The sequence below is a fragment of the Pseudoxanthomonas sp. G3 genome (assembly GCF_057654715.1).
In genome coordinates, this window is record NZ_CM172805.1 from 1,569,729 (window position 1) to 1,584,812 (window position 15,084).

Sequence of the window (15,084 nt, forward strand, 5' to 3'; positions counted from 1 at the left end):
GGTTTGGCGGTTGACCGCATCGGCCACGCCTTCGCCGACCAGGGCCTGCTCGCGCAGGCCCTGACGCATCGCAGCGCCGGCGCGCCTCACAACGAGCGGCTGGAGTTCCTCGGCGACAGCGTGGTCAACCTGCTGGTCGCCGAAGCGTTGTTCCAGCGCTGGCCCAAGGCCGATGAAGGGGCATTGACGCGCGCCCGTGCCGAACTGGTGCGCGAGGCCGCGCTGGCCGTCATCGCGCGCGAACTGCAACTGGGTGAGCGCCTGACCATGGGGCCGGGCGAAATGAAGTCCGGGGGCCATCGCCGCGATTCCATCCTGGCCGACGCGCTCGAAGCCGTGGTTGCCGCGGTCTACCTGGACGCCGGCTTCGAGGGCTGCCGCCGCGTGGTGCTGCCCTGGTTCGAAGCCTCGCTGGCCGCCCTGCCGGTCGGCCGACCGGAGAAGGACGCCAAGACGCGCCTTCAGGAATGGCTGCAGGGCCGCCAGCGTCCGCTCCCGGTCTATGATCTGGTCTCCGAAAGCGGCGACGACCACGCCAAGGTCTTTCTCGCGCGCTGCACCACGTTGGATCCGCCGCTGACGGCGGAAGGCGAGGGCACCTCGCGCCGCAATGCGGAACAGGTGGCCGCAGCGGCCCTGCTCGACAAGCTCGATATTTCGAAGTGAGTACCCCCCGGTGAGCGATTCCTCTCCCTACCGCAGCGGCAGCGTGGCGGTCATCGGCCGTCCCAACGTCGGCAAGTCCACCCTGACCAACGCCCTGGTGGGCGCCAAGGTCAGCATCACGTCCAACCGGCCGCAGACCACACGGCATCGCCTGCTCGGCATCGCCACGTTCACGGCAACGAAGGAGCGGCCTGCGGGGCAGATCGTGCTGGTGGATACGCCGGGCCTGCACAAGCAGCAGGGCAAGTTCTCGGCCTCGGCGATGAGCCGGGTGATGAACCGCGCCGCGCGCGGTGCGCTGGAGGAGGTCGATGCGGCCCTGATGGTCGTGGAGGCCGGTCGCTGGGACGAGGAGGACACGCTGGCCTACAACGTCCTGCGCGACGCCGGCATCCCGGTCGTGCTGGTGGTCAACAAGGTCGACCGCATCAAGGAGAAGGCGGCGATGCTGCCGTTCCTCGCAGAGGTAGGGCAGGGCCGTGAATTCGCGGCGGTGCATCCGGTGTCCGCGCTGAAGCGCAATGGCCTGGAGGCGCTGGTCAAGGACGTGCTGGCATTGCTGCCGGAACAGCCGCCGATGTTCGGCGAGGACGAGATCACCGACCGCAGCGAACGCTTCCTCGCCGCCGAACTGGTGCGCGAGCAACTGATGCGGCAGTTGGGGGCGGAACTGCCGTATGCCACCACGGTGGAGATCGAACGTTTCACCACCGAGGATTCGCCGAAGGGCGAGCTTGCGCGGATCGGCGCGGTGATCTGGGTGGAACGCGAAAGCCAGAAGGCCATCGTCATCGGCAAGGGCGGTGCCCGGCTGAAGGAGATCGGCAGCAAGTCGCGCCAGCAGATGGAGCATCTGTTCGGCCGCAAGGTCTTCCTGGAAACCTGGGTGCGCGTGCGCGAAGGGTGGTCCGACGACGAAACCGCGCTCAAGGCATTCGGTTACGAATGACGCGCTGATGCGCATCACCGGCGAGACCGCCTTCGTCCTGCACGCGCGTCCCTGGCGCGAGACCAGCCTGCTGGTCGAGGTACTCGGCAGCGAGCAGGGCCGCATCGGTTTGGTCGCCCGCGGCGTGCAGGGGCCGAAGAAACATGTGTTGCGCGCGGCGCTGCAGCCCCTGCAATGCATCCGGTTGGACGTCGACCTGCGCGGCGAACTGGGACGGCTGGTGGCGGCCGAGGCGCTGGACGCCGCGCCGCAGCCGGCCGGCGACGGGATGCTGGCGGCGTTCTACCTCAACGAACTGGTGTTGCGGCTGGCGCCGCGCCACGACCCGCTACCGGCCCTGTTCGAAGCCTATGCGGACGCGCGCGAGGGCCTGCGCCAGCGCGACGGGCTGGCGTGGACGCTGCGCCGCTTCGAACGCGACCTGCTGGAGGCGCTCGGCGTGGGCTTCGCGCTCGACGCAGATGCCGATGGCGAGCCGATCGATCCCGCCGCGCGTTACCGGCTCGATCCCGAGCAGGGTCCGCGCAGGATGTTCAGCGACCGCGGCCACGAAGAGCGCAGTCGCGCCGCGACCGGTCGTGCGTTGCTGGCGCTCGCAGGCGATACGCCACCACCGGCCGACGATCTCGCCAGCTTGCGCCTGCCGCTGCGTGGCGTGCTGGCGCACCACCTGGGGCCGCGCGGCCTCAAGTCGTGGGAAATGATCGGCGACCTGGGAAAGCTGCGCCGCACGCCGGCGCCGCGCGCGGACTAATCCTGCCGGCTCGCCAGCAGGCGGTCCGTGGCGGTTGCGAAGGCATCGCGCACCTCGGCATCGCCCGGCGATGCGTGCCAGCGGGCTGCGATGCCGGCCAGCGCACGCGCGCCGGCGAAGCCGCAACTCGCCTGCAGGCGATGGAGATGGCCGCGCAGCGCGGCTTCGTCGCCATGTTCGAAGCTGGCAAGACAGGCGGTGCGTGTCGCCGGCAATTCCGTGAGGAACAACTGGCGCAGGAGCATCGCGTGCTCGCGGTGACCGCCCAGTGCGGCGAGCGCGGCGGCATCGTCCCAGTCCTGGTCCGTCGGCGCGCGCGCGCCAAGCGCCGCACGCACGGCGTCCTGCAGTGACTGCACACCCATCGGCTTGACCAGCACCTCCAGGAAACCGGCCTCCCGCAATGCCGTGCGCAGTCCGGGCGTCGCGTCCGCCGTGTGGGCGAGGGCAGGCGTATGCGCGTGACGCGCGCGCAGGTGCTGGAGCAGGACGCTGCCGCTGGCATCGGGCAGGTTGGCGTCGATCAGCCACAGGTCGAACGCGCCGCCCGCGGCCAGGGCCTGGGCGCCGTCGGTCGCCAGTTCGACGGCGGCGGGCAGCGCTGCCAGCGCGGCGCGCATGAACTGGGCGCTGATGGGGTCGTCTTCCACCAGCAGCAGGCGGGGAGGGGTGCCGGAAGAGGCGGACATGGGGGCTTCCTGCAGGGGTGTGGTCATCTTAGCGCCGGCAGGGCACGCCGTCGGCCATGCGACAATGCGGCCCCGCCGACACACGCAGCCTGACGCCACGTGGCACGTTCACGCTCCCCCCGCATCGACAAGACTCCCTTTGAAGCCCAGATCACCGACCTGACCCATGACGGGCGCGGCGTCGCCCGCCGCGACGGCAAGGCCGTTTTCGTCGCCGGCGCGTTGCCGGGCGAGCGGGTGATGGCCGAACAGACCGCCAAGAACCGCCATTTCGACGAGGCGAAGACGCTGGAGGTGCTGGAGGCTTCACCGGACCGTGTGGCGCCCCGCTGCCCGCATTTCGGTACCTGCGGCGGCTGCGTGCTGCAGCACCTGGACGAAGACCGCCAGATCGAAGCCAAGCAGCGCGTGCTGCTGGAGAACCTGGAACGCATCGGCCATGTCACGCCCGGCACCGTGCTGCCCTCATTGACCGGCGCCAACTGGGGCTACCGCCGCAAGGGTCGCTTCTCGGTGCGTCGCGTCAACAAGAAGGACAAGACGCTGGTCGGCTTCCGCGAGCAGGATCCGCGCTTCGTCGCCGACCTGGCCGAATGCCACACCGTCATTCCCGAGATCGGTGGGAAGGTGACGGCCTTCGCGCAGCTCGTCGAAGGGATGGAGGCGCGCGAGCACATCCCGCAGATCGAGTTCATCGCCGGCGATGCCGAGGCCGACTTCGACGGTGTCGCGCTGGTGTTCCGCCACCTGCAGCCGCTGGGCGATGCCGACCGTGCGCGCCTGGTCGCCTTCGGTCAGGCGCACCGGTTCGCGATCTTCCTGCAGCCCGGTGGCGTGGAGAGCGTGCATCCGCTGTGGCCTGAAGCGCCGCAGCTGGCGTTCCGGCTCGCGCTGTGGGAGGTCTCGCTCGCGTTCCGTCCGCTGGACTTCATCCAGGTCAACGCGGCGCTCAACGAGAAGATGATCGCCCACACCTTCCACCTGCTCGACCTGCACCCGAACGACCGCGTGCTCGACCTGTTCTGCGGCCTGGGCAACTTCACCCTACCCATGGCGCGCCTGGTGCGCGAGGTGGTGGGCGTCGAGGGCGATGCCGGGCTGGTGGCCCGCGCCCGCGAGAACGCCGAGCGCAACACGTTGCCCAACGCGCAGTTCCATGCGGCCGACCTGACCCAGGACCAGCGCAATGCGCCGTGGATGCGGCAGGGATTCGACAAGCTGTTGCTGGACCCGCCGCGCTCCGGTGCGATCGAGGTGCTGCAGCAGCTGCCGCTCAAGCAGTTCGGCCGCATCGTCTACGTCAGCTGCCACCCGGGTTCGCTGGCGCGCGATGCCGGTTACCTGGTCAATGAGCAGGGATATACGTTGGTGTCGGCGGGGGCCATGGACATGTTCCCGCATACGGCGCACGTGGAATCCATCGCGTTGTTCGAGAAGCGCTGATGGGCGTCGAGATCGAGCGGAAATTCCTGGTGGCGGGCGACGGCTGGCGTGCGGCCGCGCGCGAGATCGTGCCGATGGCGCAGGGCTACATCAACGACGTGGGCGCGATGGACCGTGGCGAACAGAAGGCCTCGGTGCGCGTGCGGATCCAGGGCGAGACAGCCTTCCTGAACCTGAAATCGCGCGAGCTGGGCCACACGCGGCAGGAGTTCGACTATCCGATCCCCGTCGACGATGCGCGTGCGTTGCTGGCACTGTGCGTGGGCGGCGTGATCGAAAAGCGGCGCCATTACGTGGAGCACGCGGGCCATCTGTGGGAAGTCGACGAGTTCCTGGGCGACAACGCCGGACTGGTGGTAGCCGAGATCGAACTGGGGCACGCCGATGAGGCCTTCGAGCGGCCCGACTGGATCGGGAGCGAAGTGACCTACGAGCCCCGCTACTACAACCTCGCATTGGCCAGCCACCCGTACGTGCGGTGGGCCGCTGGCTGACCGACGCCGCATGCGCGCATCCGCCCAGCCGGGTGGTGCGTAGGAGAGGGGACGTTTTCTTCCTCGTCCCGCCATGCGCCGCAAGTCCGACCTGCCCAGCAAGCCCTGTCGTACGTGCGGACGTCCCTTCGCCTGGCGCCGCAAATGGCGCGATGTCTGGGACGAGGTGGCCCATTGCTCGGAACGCTGCCGGCGCCAGCGCGGCCGCCGCACATGACCTCGTCCGCCCGGCCGGGGGCACGGCCCGCGCACACGGTGCGCCTCATCCTGGGTGACCAACTGGACCCGCAGCATCCGTGGTTCGCGCGCGTGGACGCCGGTGTCCTTTACGTCCTGATGGAAGTACGACAGGAGACCGACTACGTACTGCACCACGCGCAGAAGATCCTGGCGATCTTCGCCGCCATGCGCGCCTTTGCCGCCCGCCTGCGTGCGCGCGGACACCGGGTGCGTTACATCGCCATCGATGACCCCAGCAACCGGCAGCGCCTCACGGCCAACCTCGATGCCGTACTGGCCCTGCATGGTGCGTCGGCGTTCGCCTACCAGCCTGCCGACGAGTGGCGGCTGGATACACAGTTGCGGCACTGGGCGGCGACCTTGCCGATCACGGTGGAACGCGCGGCCGATACGCATTTCCTCGCGGCGCGCGAAGAGGCGGCCCGTTTGTTCGGCACGCGCCGGCAGTGGCGCATGGAAACCTTCTACCGCCAGATGCGCCGTCGGCACGGCGTGTTGCTGGAGCCCGACGGGACCCCGGCAGGCGGACGCTGGAACTTCGACCATGACAATCGCGCCGCCTGGCCCGGCACGCCGCCTGCGCCGGCGGACTGGCGGCAAGCGCACGACCACCGCGCGCTGTGGGAGACGATCGAGGCGGCCGGCATCGCCAGCTTCGGCGATCCACAGGCTGATGCCTTGCGCTGGCCCCTGGATCGCGATGAGGCGCTGGCCGATCTGGAGGCGTTCATGGAGCAGGCATTGCCCTGGTTCGGACAGTACCAGGACGCGATGAGCACGCTGGCGCCACGGATGTTCCACTCGTTGCTCTCCTTCGCGCTCAACGCCAAGATGCTGCGCCCGGCGGAGGTGATCGCACGCGCGGAGGCGGCCTGGCGCGAGGGACGTGCGCCGCTGGCGGCAGTGGAGGGGTTCATCCGCCAGATCCTTGGATGGCGAGAGTACGTCCGCGGGGTGTACTGGGCGAAGATGCCGGACTACGCCGAGCAGAATCATTTTGGGCACGACACGCCGCTGCCCGACTGGTTCTGGACCGGCCGCGTGCGCATGCGCTGCATGGCCGAAGCGATCGGCCAGTCGTTGTCCCAGGCGCATGCGCACCACATCCAGCGGTTGATGGTGATCGGCAATTTTTCGCTGCTGGCGGGTCTGGATCCGCAGGCGCTGCATCGCTGGTACCTGGGGGTGTACATCGATGCGTTCGAGTGGGTCGAACTGCCGAACACGTTGGGCATGAGCCAGTTCGGCGATGGCGGCCTGTTGGCCAGCAAGCCCTACGTCAGCGGCAGCGCTTACATCCACCGCATGAGCGATTACTGCGCCGGCTGTCCCTACGACCGCCGCCAGCGTACGGGCGCGCGCGCATGTCCGTTCAATGCCCTGTACTGGGATTTCCTGGACCGGCATCACGACGCGCTCTCGTGCAATCCGCGCCTCGCGCTGCCTTACCGCCAGCTTGCGCGGATGGACGCGAGCACGCGCGAAGCACTGTCCGCGCACGCCCGCCGTGTGCGGGCTGCGCTGGAGACCCTGTGAGGCCGCGCGTCCCGCCCGCCACGTGAATGGCCGCGATCTGACGGGCGCGCAGGCTTCTGCGACAATGCGGGCTCCGCGCCCCGAGGGCGCCGTCACGAGGCTTCCCCCGCAATGCTCGTCATCGGCATCGCCGGCACCGAACTCACCGCGCAGGAGCGCGACTGGCTGCAGCACGACGCCGTGGCCGGCGTCATCCTGTTCACCCGCAATTTCGCCTCGCGCGCACAGATCGCCGAACTCTCGCAGGCCATCCGCGCCGCCGCGCCGCGCCCGCAGCTGGTCTGCGTGGACCAGGAAGGCGGGCGTGTGCAGCGCTTCCGCGAGGGCTACAGCGACCTGCCCGCGCTGGAAGGCTTCGGTAAGCTGTATGCGCAGGACCCGTCGCTGGCCCTGCAGCGTGCGGAACAACACGCCTGGTTGATGGCCAGCGAGATCATCGCCAGCGGTGTGGATCTGAGCTTCGCCCCGGTCGTGGACCTGGCGCGCGGCAACCGCGCCATCGGCAACCGGGCGTTCGACGCGGATCCGCAAGTCGTGGCCGAATTCACCCGCGCTTACGTGCGGGGCATGCACAGCGCCGGCATGGCCGCCACGCTGAAGCACTTCCCGGGCCATGGCACGGTGCTGGAAGACACGCACTTCGACGATGCCGTCGATCCGCGACCGCTGGACGTGCTGCGCGCCGAGGATCTCGTCCCGTTCGTCGCCGGCATCGAAGCCAAGGCCGACGCGGTGATGATGGGCCACGTGAAGTATCCGGCGGTCGCCCCGGAACCGGCCGGCTATTCGCCGTTCTGGATCCAGAAGGTGCTGCGCGACGAGATGGGTTTCCGCGGCGTGGTGTTCTCGGACGACATCGGCATGGCCGCGGCGTTCTCGGCCGGTGGCGTGAAGCAGCGCATCCACGATCACCTCGACGCGGGCTGCGACGTGGTGCTGGTCTGCTCGCCGAAGCTGGTGGACGAATCGCTGAAGGCGGTGGAAGGCCGCGCGCTGAACACCGCCGCCGTGCTCGGCGTGCTGGGTCGTGGCGCCCTGGGATGGGATGGGTTGATCGCGGACGTGCGCTACGGCGAAACGCAGTCACGCGTGGTCGAGAGTTTGAAAGGAGTGGCTTGATGGAATCGCTGGGCAATCCGAGGCCGAAGCTGGCCGATGCGCTGGCCAACGCCGACCTGCTGGTCGACCGCGCGACGATCGACCGTGCCATCGCGGAGATGGCCGCGCCGATCGCGCGCGACTACGCCGGCGAGGTGCCGGTCTACCTGACCATCATGCATGGCGCGCTGCCGTTCGCCGGCCAGCTGTCGCTGGCGCTGGGTGCGCTGGGCCTGGACCTGGAGTTCGACTACCTGCACGCGACCCGTTACCGCGGCGAGACTACCGGGGGCGAACTGGTATGGAAGCACCGGCCCGCCACCGCCCTGTACGGCCGTCGCGTGTTGCTGGTGGACGACATCCTCGACGAGGGGCATACGCTGCTCGCCGTGAAGCAGTGGTGCCTGGAGCAGGGCGCCACCGATGTGCGCATCGCCGCGCTGGCCACCAAGCAGCACGACCGCTGCGTGGCGGGCATCTGCGCCGACTACGTGGGCCTGGAAGTCGCCGACCGTTACGTGTTCGGCTTCGGCATGGACTATCACGAGCAGGGCCGCAACCTGCCGGGCATCTACGCGTTGAAGGACTGAGCCATGGGCGACATCGCGCTCGCCGTCATCGGCGGTACCGGCGTCTACAAGCTGGCAGATCTGCAGGACGTGCAGGCCCATGACGTCGATACCCGCTTCGGCGCACCGTCGGGACCGGTCCGTGTCGGCCTGCTGGGCGGGCAGCGGGTGGCCTTCCTCGCGCGCCATGGCGAGGGTCATTCGGTGCCGCCGCACAAGATCAACTACCGTGCCAACCTGCAGGCGCTGAAGGACTTAGGCGCCACCCGGGTGCTCGCGTTGAACACGGTGGGCGGCATCACCGATGCTTGCGGTCCGCGTGTGCTGGCATGTCCGGACCAACTGATCGACTACACCTGGGGCCGCGTCTCGACGATCTGCGAAGAGCCGGGCACCGACGTGCTGCATGTCGACTTCGGCGATCCATACACGCATTTACTTCGCCAGCAGATCCTCGCGGCCGCCCGCACGACGGGCGTGGCGCTGGTCGATGGAGGCTGCTACGGCGCCACGCAGGGGCCGCGCCTGGAGACCCGTGCGGAGATCCGCCGCATGCGCCGCGACGGCTGCGATCTGGTTGGCATGACCGGCATGCCGGAAGCGGGTCTCGCACGCGAAATGGGCCTGGAATACGCGTGCCTGGCCATCGTCGCCAACTGGGCGGCGGGGTGCGGGACCGATGAGGAAATCACGATGGACGAGGTGCTGGCGAATGTCGCCGCGGCCTCGGCGGGCATCCCGGCCCTGATCGGGGCGCTGGCACGCGGGTGATTGTCAACTTGCGCCGGGCTTTGCATACTCGGCGCGTGTGACGCTCTGTCACACACACCACCCGCATCCAGAAAAGGAAACGCAAGCGCTATGCCGTACGGTACCGTGAAATGGTTCAACGATGCCAAGGGCTTCGGATTCATCGCGCCAGAAGATGGCAGCGCCGATGTCTTCGTGCATCACACCGCCATCAATGCCAAGGGCTTCCGCAGCCTGCAGGAAGGCCAGCGCGTCACCTATGAAGTGACCCAGGGTCCGAAGGGCGCACAGGCCGGCAACGTCGCGCCCGCTGCCTGAGCCCGCACTTCTCTTTTCTTGAACCCCGCTCCGGCGGGGTTTTTTACGGGCGCGATTCCTGCGCCACTCCACGCCCGGCGCGATGACCGCCCCCGCATGAAGCCCTTGCATATCGCGATCGTCGGCTACGGCACCGCCGGCCAAGCGGCCGCGCTGCTGCTCGCGCGCGATGGGCATCGCGTCGAGGTCTTCGAACGCGCGCCGGAACCCGGGCCGGTAGGCGCGGGATTCCTGCTGCAACCGACCGGCTTGCAGGTGCTGTGGGAGATGGGCCTGTTCGCGGATGCGATGGCGCACGGCCGCCGCGTCAACCGGCTGTACGGCGAAACGCCGTGCGGGCGTGCGGTGATGGACATGCGTTATCGGGGGCTGGATGCGCGCCTGTTCGGCCTCGGCATGCAGCGCGGCGCGTTGTTCACGCTGCTGCATGAGGCCTGGCGTGGGCAAGGTGTGTTGCACCGCGGCCATGCCATCGTCGGGATCAGCGAGGACACGCGCCGCGTTCACGACCAGCATGGCCAGTGGCATGGCCCTTTCGACCTGGTGGTGGCGGCCGACGGTTCGGCGTCGCGCCTGCGCGCCGGGACCGGTGCGGTGAAGCGCCAAGCGGACTATCCCTGGGGCGCGCTGTGGCGTCTGGTGCCGCAGCACGCCTGGCCGTGGCCCGACGAGTTGCGCCAGCGCTACGTGGCCGCGCGCAAGATGATCGGCCTGCTGCCGGTGGGCACGCGCCCGGGCGATCCGGTGCCGCGGCTGAGTTTCTTCTGGAGCCTGCCGGTCGCCGAGTTCGACCCATGGCGCACGCGTGGCCTGCCGGCATGGCGCGACGAGGTGGCTCGCCTGTGGCCCGAAGCGGATGCGTGCCTGGCCGACACGGTGGAGTCCGGCCAGTTGGCGCGAGCGAGCTATCGGGACGTCACCTTGAGGCAGTGGTACCGCGATCGCCTCGTGGTGCTGGGTGATGCCGCGCACGGCATGAGCCCGCAGCTGGGGCAGGGCGTGAACATGGCACTGATGGACGCGACGGCCTTGCGCGATCAGCTGCGCGCACACGAGGAGATCGGGTCGGCATTGGCGGCCTACCAGCGCGTACGCCAGGCGCACGTGGGCGTCTACCAGTTCTGGAGCCGCTGGCTGACGCCGATCTTCCAGTCGGACCACGACTGGATCGCGCATGCGCGCGATGTCGCCTTCCTGCCCGCCGGCCGCCTGCCCGGTGGGCACGGCCACATGCTGCGGGTGCTGAGCGGCACCCAGCACGGATTCTTCGGCCGACTGAAGCTGCAGGCCGCGTTCCTTCGCGCGCTCGACGACCTGCCTCCAGCCCCCTAGGCGCATCGAACGCGAATCCGGTGCGCATCAGCGGCGATCAGGCGCTTTTGCGTACGTGCCGATCACCTCGATCGGATGGCAGACCGGCCGGCTCGGTCCCTGCTTAAGCCAGCGCAGTGCGCGCGATTGCGCGAGAATCGCGACATGCACCAGGAGCCGACAATGGACGACCTGCCTCCGTTCGAAACGCATCGCGTGGACAATCAGCCGCCGCCATTCGAGCCGCGCAACCTGTGGGCGGACGATGTCGCGCTGCGCGAGGCCTTGCAGCGCGAGGGAGGCGGCGCGTTCGCCGCGCGTCTGGCAGCCTACGGTTCCCTGGCCGGCGACGAGCTGTACCGCCTCGGTTTCGACGCCAACCGCGACCGTCCGCGGCTGCGCACACATGATCGCCATGGGCACCGCATCGATGTGGTCGAGTTCCATCCGGCCTATCACCGCCTGATGGAGCTCGCGAAGGCCCACGGCGTCGCGGGACTGTCATGGCACGAACCGGCGCCTGGCGCGCACGTTGCGCGCGCCGCGCTCAGCTACCTGCACCACCAGGCCGATGCCGGCACCAGTTGCCCGCTGACGATGACGCATGCGGCAGTGCCCGTGCTGCAACGTGTCCCCGCGCTGCAGGCATGGGCCGCGAAAGCTGCAGCCCCCCACTACGATCCGCGCGACGTGCCCATCGCGGACAAGGCCGGCATCAGCCTGGGCATGGGGATGACGGAGAAGCAGGGTGGCTCGGACGTGCGCGCGAACGCCACCGTCGCCACGCCACAGGCCGACGGTAGCTACAGCCTGGTCGGCCACAAATGGTTTTTCTCCGCGCCGATGTGCGACGGCTTCCTGGTGCTGGCCCAAGCCCCGGGCGGGCTCACCTGCCTGCTGATGCCGCGCCGTCGGGAGGACGGAACGAAAAATGCGTTCCGGCTGATGCGCCTGAAGGACAAGCTGGGCGACTGGTCGAACGCGTCCAGCGAGGTCGAGTTCACCGGCGCGCACGCGTGGCGCGTGGGCGATGAGGGGCGCGGCGTGGCGACGATCATCGAGATGGTCATGCTCACGCGCCTGGATTGCATGTTGGGCTCGGCGGCCGAGATGCGAATGGCGCTGGCGCAGGCCCTGCATCATGCGCGGCACCGTCGGGCATTCGGGAAGCGACTGGTGGAGCATGCCCTGATGCAGCACGTGCTCGCTGACCTGGCGTTGGAATCGGAGGCGGCCACGGCATTCGCGCTTCGGGTCGCGCGTGCGGTCGATGCCGCCCCCCGCGATGCGGGCGAAGCGGCGTTCGCGCGTATCGCCACCGCGGCGGGCAAGTTCTGGATCTGCAAGCGCGCGCCGACGTTCGTCAACGAGGCGCAGGAATGCCTGGGCGGCGCGGGCTATGTCGAGGAATCGATCCTGCCGCGCCTCTACCGGCAAGCGCCGTTGAACTCCATCTGGGAAGGCAGCGGCAACGTGCAATGCCTGGATGTACTGCGTGCGCTGGCGCGCGAACCGGAGGCCATACGCGTGCTGGAGGCGGAGCTGCAGGTTGCCGCGGGCCGCGACGCGGTCTTCGATGGTTTCGTGGCCAAGCTGCCGGCACAGCTCGCGCATGCGAACGAAGCGGGCGCGCGCCTGCTGGTCGAACGCCTGGCGTTGGCGCTGCAGGCCGCGGTGTTGATGCGCGCGGACAGTCCCATCGCGGCCTTGTTCGTCCGCAGTCGCCTGGGCGGCGAACGGGGACAGGTGTTCGGGACGTTGCCGCCGGAGGCCGCGGTGGCGGAGGTACTCGAACGGGCGCTGCCCGCGTGAGCCGTCGCCTCGCAAGCGGACTGACCGCTCTTTTGGTGGCCTGCGGGCTGCGGCCGGTGCAGGCGCACGACGAGGGCCATCCCGCGCCCGCGTTGCTGCCTGCGGCGCAGCAGGCCGATGCCATCCGCGTCTACAAGGCGCAGCGGCGCATGGACCTGCTGCGCGGCGGGCGCGTCATCGCCACGTACCCCATCGTGCTGGGCGGTGCACCGGTGGGCCACAAGCGGCAGCAGGGCGACCAGCGCACGCCGGAAGGCGATTACCGCATCACTTACCGAAACGACCGCAGCCGCTTCCACCTGTCGCTGCGCATTTCCTATCCGAGTGACGCCGACCGTCGCCAGGCCGTGTCGCGCGGCGTGGACCCGGGCGGCGACATCATGATCCACGGGGCGACGCCAGCGGGTTCGCGCACGGACTGGACCGAAGGCTGCATCGCGGTCACCGATGCGGAGATGGAAGCGATCTGGCAGCGCGTTCCGGTGGGAACGCCGATCCGCATCGACCCCTGACGCCGCGTCAGCGCGGCGCCGAGCGCGAGGCGAGGGCGCGCGAGCCGGTCAGGATCAGGCGCACCATCTCGGAGAGTTCGTCGATGAGCTCGCCGTCGCGTTCGGGCGGCAGGTCCATGGCCGTCGCCCCCATTGCGAACACCAGACGGGTGATCGCGCGGGACACCAGGGCCGGCTCGTGCAGCGGCGCATTGTCGCGGGCGGCCAGGCGGACCAGGTCCACATGCAGTTCCTCCTCGAAGAACTGCAGCTCGCGCTCCACCGCGTGCTTGAATGCGTCCGAGCCGACGTTGCCCTCGCGCAGCAGCACGTGCAGCAGTTTGTCGTCCGCCCGCAGCTGCTCGATGAACGCCTCCACCGAGCCCCGCACGACGCTGCGGTCGGTGCTGGCGGCGCGGTGGCGCGCCTCGCCGATGATCTTGCGCAGCGAGCGGCCGGCGAGGTCGATCAGCGCCACGGCCAATTCGTCCATGTCGCGGAACTGGCGGTAGAAACTGTTCGGCGCGATGCCGGCTTCACGGGCCACCTCGCGCAGGCTGAGCGTGGAGACGCTGCGGTGCGGGCCCACCAGTTTCAGCGCGGCCGCCAGCAGATCCTCGCGTGAAATCGTGGCCTTCCGGCCGGGGCCGTGGTCATCGTGGGTCAGCGGGTGCGGGTGCAGGGTCACTCGGGCGGGCCGGGCATACGGGGTGGTAGGGGCATCATAGCCGGGTAAATTAATGTACAACTGTATACACAATCGTCTCCCGGTGGGTATAGTGGGGCCATGAACGCCCAGTTCCGCCCGTCCCCCCGCCGGCCCGGTGCCCTGAAACGCCTCATTCGGCCGCTCGTGAAGCCGGATGTCTTCGATTTCTGGGCCACGCGCGTCCACCGCACCTGGACCTGGGAGCGGCCGCTGGCGCGCCTGGTCTCGCGCGAAGCCGCCTCGGCCGATGCCGTCACCCTCCTCTTAAAGCCCAACCGCCACTGGGCCGGCCATCGCGCCGGCCAGCACGTGAACGTGGGCGTGGAGATCGGCGGGGTGCGCGTGACGCGCAGCTACAGCCTGACCGCGCCGCCGCGCGCGGACGGCTTGTTGCCTATCACCGTGAAGGCGATTGAGGGTGGCAAGGTCAGCCGGCATCTCTGCCACGACGCCCGCATCGGCGACGTCGTCGAACTCGGCCAGGCCTTCGGCGACATGACGCTGCCGACGCAGCCGCAAGGCGCTTACCTGTTGCTGGCGGCAGGCAGCGGCATCACGCCGATGATCGCGCTGGTGCGTGAGCTGGCCTCGCAGGGCATGCCGGCCGACGCTACGCTGCTGTATTGGGTCCGCACGCGGGAGGAGGCCTGCTTCCTGCCGGAACTGCGCGCGCTCGCCGCCACCCAGCCGCGCTTCCGTTTCCGCCTGCTGCTGACGCGCGAGGCCGCCGCGGCCGCCGACGAAGCCGAAGGCCGCATCGGTGACGCCTTGCTGGCCGCCCATGCCGGCGATGTGGCGACCTCAACGGTGCTGGCCTGCGGCCCAGGCGGCTTCGTCGAAACGGCGCGCGGGCTGCTCGCAACACAGTCAGCTTCGTTCCAGGCCGAAGCCTTCACGCCGCCCCCTGTCACCGTGGTGGACGAGGGCGAGGTCGACATCCGTCTGCAACGCAGCGGGCGCACGCTGCGCGTGGCGCGCGGCGAATCCCTGCTGGTCGCGCTGGAGCAGCACGGCCTGAAACCGCCATCGGGCTGCCGCATGGGCATCTGCAACACCTGCGCCTGCGGCAAGTCCGCCGGCAGCGTGCGCCACCTGCCCAGCGGCGATCTGTCCCATGAACCCACCCAGGCGTTGAAGCTGTGCATCCACAGCGCCGCCACCGATCTCGAGCTGGATCTCTGATGGCCACTTCCCCCTCCCGCAATCGCAAGCTATCGGTCGAAGAACTGGACCGCTTCGGCGAAGAGCTCGATGC

At 69.2% G+C, this 15,084-nt stretch carries 17 protein-coding genes; 15 read left to right on the forward strand and 2 right to left on the reverse strand.

Going from position 1 to position 15,084, the window contains the following annotated elements:
• Positions 1-3 precede the first annotated feature (3 nt).
• The 3 genes from rnc to recO are packed head-to-tail and all read left to right on the forward strand — an operon-like array spanning position 4 to position 2,369.
• Positions 4-666, forward strand: a complete 663-nt coding sequence (gene rnc, locus AC23D6_RS07545; RefSeq protein WP_487752151.1) for a ribonuclease III — start codon at positions 4-6, stop codon at positions 664-666.
• 43 nt (positions 667-709) lie between these two features.
• A complete protein-coding gene (era, locus tag AC23D6_RS07550; protein ID WP_487752588.1) occupies positions 710-1,615 on the forward strand; it encodes a GTPase Era in 906 nt (301 codons plus the stop codon).
• A 7-nt stretch (positions 1,616-1,622) separates the two neighbouring features.
• Positions 1,623-2,369, forward strand: a complete 747-nt coding sequence (recO, locus tag AC23D6_RS07555) for a DNA repair protein RecO (RefSeq protein WP_487752152.1) — start codon at positions 1,623-1,625, stop codon at positions 2,367-2,369.
• Here recO and AC23D6_RS07560 read toward each other — a convergent pair.
• Positions 2,366-3,058 (reverse strand): response regulator, encoded by a 693-nt coding sequence (locus AC23D6_RS07560; protein WP_487752153.1) that lies wholly within the window; start codon positions 3,056-3,058, stop codon positions 2,366-2,368. The two genes, recO and AC23D6_RS07560, sit on opposite strands and share 4 nt — an antisense overlap.
• A 99-nt stretch (positions 3,059-3,157) precedes the next feature.
• Here AC23D6_RS07560 and rlmD point away from each other — a divergent pair, with 99 nt between their 5' ends.
• The 11 genes from rlmD (at position 3,158) to AC23D6_RS07615 (ending at position 13,141) form a co-directional block, all read left to right on the forward strand.
• Entirely contained in the window at positions 3,158-4,501 is a 1,344-nt protein-coding gene (rlmD, locus tag AC23D6_RS07565; RefSeq protein WP_487752154.1) for a 23S rRNA (uracil(1939)-C(5))-methyltransferase RlmD, read from the forward strand.
• Complete coding sequence (locus AC23D6_RS07570; RefSeq protein WP_487752155.1) at positions 4,501-4,995, forward strand: CYTH domain-containing protein; 495 nt, start codon at positions 4,501-4,503, stop codon at positions 4,993-4,995. Before rlmD ends, AC23D6_RS07570 begins: the two co-directional genes overlap by 1 nt.
• A 73-nt stretch (positions 4,996-5,068) precedes the next feature.
• Positions 5,069-5,212, forward strand: a complete 144-nt coding sequence (locus AC23D6_RS07575) for a DUF2256 domain-containing protein (protein ID WP_487752156.1) — start codon at positions 5,069-5,071, stop codon at positions 5,210-5,212.
• Entirely contained in the window at positions 5,209-6,771 is a 1,563-nt protein-coding gene (locus AC23D6_RS07580) for a cryptochrome/photolyase family protein (RefSeq protein WP_487752157.1), read from the forward strand. Before AC23D6_RS07575 ends, AC23D6_RS07580 begins: the two co-directional genes overlap by 4 nt.
• 111 nt (positions 6,772-6,882) lie before the next feature.
• Complete coding sequence (gene nagZ / locus AC23D6_RS07585) at positions 6,883-7,890, forward strand: beta-N-acetylhexosaminidase (protein ID WP_487752158.1); 1,008 nt, start codon at positions 6,883-6,885, stop codon at positions 7,888-7,890.
• On the forward strand, positions 7,890-8,459 hold the full coding sequence (locus AC23D6_RS07590; RefSeq protein ID WP_487752159.1) for a hypoxanthine-guanine phosphoribosyltransferase: 570 nt from the start codon (positions 7,890-7,892) through the stop codon (positions 8,457-8,459). Before nagZ ends, AC23D6_RS07590 begins: the two co-directional genes overlap by 1 nt.
• Positions 8,460-8,462: 3 nt before the next feature.
• Complete coding sequence (locus AC23D6_RS07595) at positions 8,463-9,209, forward strand: S-methyl-5'-thioinosine phosphorylase (RefSeq protein WP_487752160.1); 747 nt, start codon at positions 8,463-8,465, stop codon at positions 9,207-9,209.
• A 90-nt stretch (positions 9,210-9,299) separates the two neighbouring features.
• The gene (locus tag AC23D6_RS07600; RefSeq protein WP_487752161.1) at positions 9,300-9,506 is read left to right on the forward strand and encodes a cold-shock protein; all 207 of its coding nucleotides are present in this window, start codon (positions 9,300-9,302) and stop codon (positions 9,504-9,506) included.
• Between the two features lie 96 nt (positions 9,507-9,602).
• The gene (locus AC23D6_RS07605) at positions 9,603-10,838 is read left to right on the forward strand and encodes an FAD-dependent oxidoreductase (protein ID WP_487752162.1); all 1,236 of its coding nucleotides are present in this window, start codon (positions 9,603-9,605) and stop codon (positions 10,836-10,838) included.
• 162 nt (positions 10,839-11,000) lie between these two features.
• On the forward strand, positions 11,001-12,629 hold the full coding sequence (locus AC23D6_RS07610; RefSeq protein ID WP_487752163.1) for an acyl-CoA dehydrogenase family protein: 1,629 nt from the start codon (positions 11,001-11,003) through the stop codon (positions 12,627-12,629).
• Positions 12,626-13,141 (forward strand): L,D-transpeptidase family protein, encoded by a 516-nt coding sequence (locus tag AC23D6_RS07615; protein WP_487752164.1) that lies wholly within the window; start codon positions 12,626-12,628, stop codon positions 13,139-13,141. The genes AC23D6_RS07610 and AC23D6_RS07615 overlap by 4 nt, the downstream gene beginning before the upstream one ends.
• 7 nt (positions 13,142-13,148) lie before the next feature.
• On the opposite strand, the gene fabR is transcribed toward AC23D6_RS07615, so the two are convergent.
• Positions 13,149-13,802 (reverse strand): HTH-type transcriptional repressor FabR, encoded by a 654-nt coding sequence (gene fabR, locus AC23D6_RS07620; protein WP_487752589.1) that lies wholly within the window; start codon positions 13,800-13,802, stop codon positions 13,149-13,151.
• 105 nt (positions 13,803-13,907) lie between these two features.
• Between fabR and AC23D6_RS07625 the strand changes: the two genes are divergently transcribed.
• The gene (locus tag AC23D6_RS07625) at positions 13,908-15,011 is read left to right on the forward strand and encodes a ferredoxin reductase (RefSeq protein WP_487752165.1); all 1,104 of its coding nucleotides are present in this window, start codon (positions 13,908-13,910) and stop codon (positions 15,009-15,011) included.
• Positions 15,012-15,084: the final 73 nt, after the last annotated feature.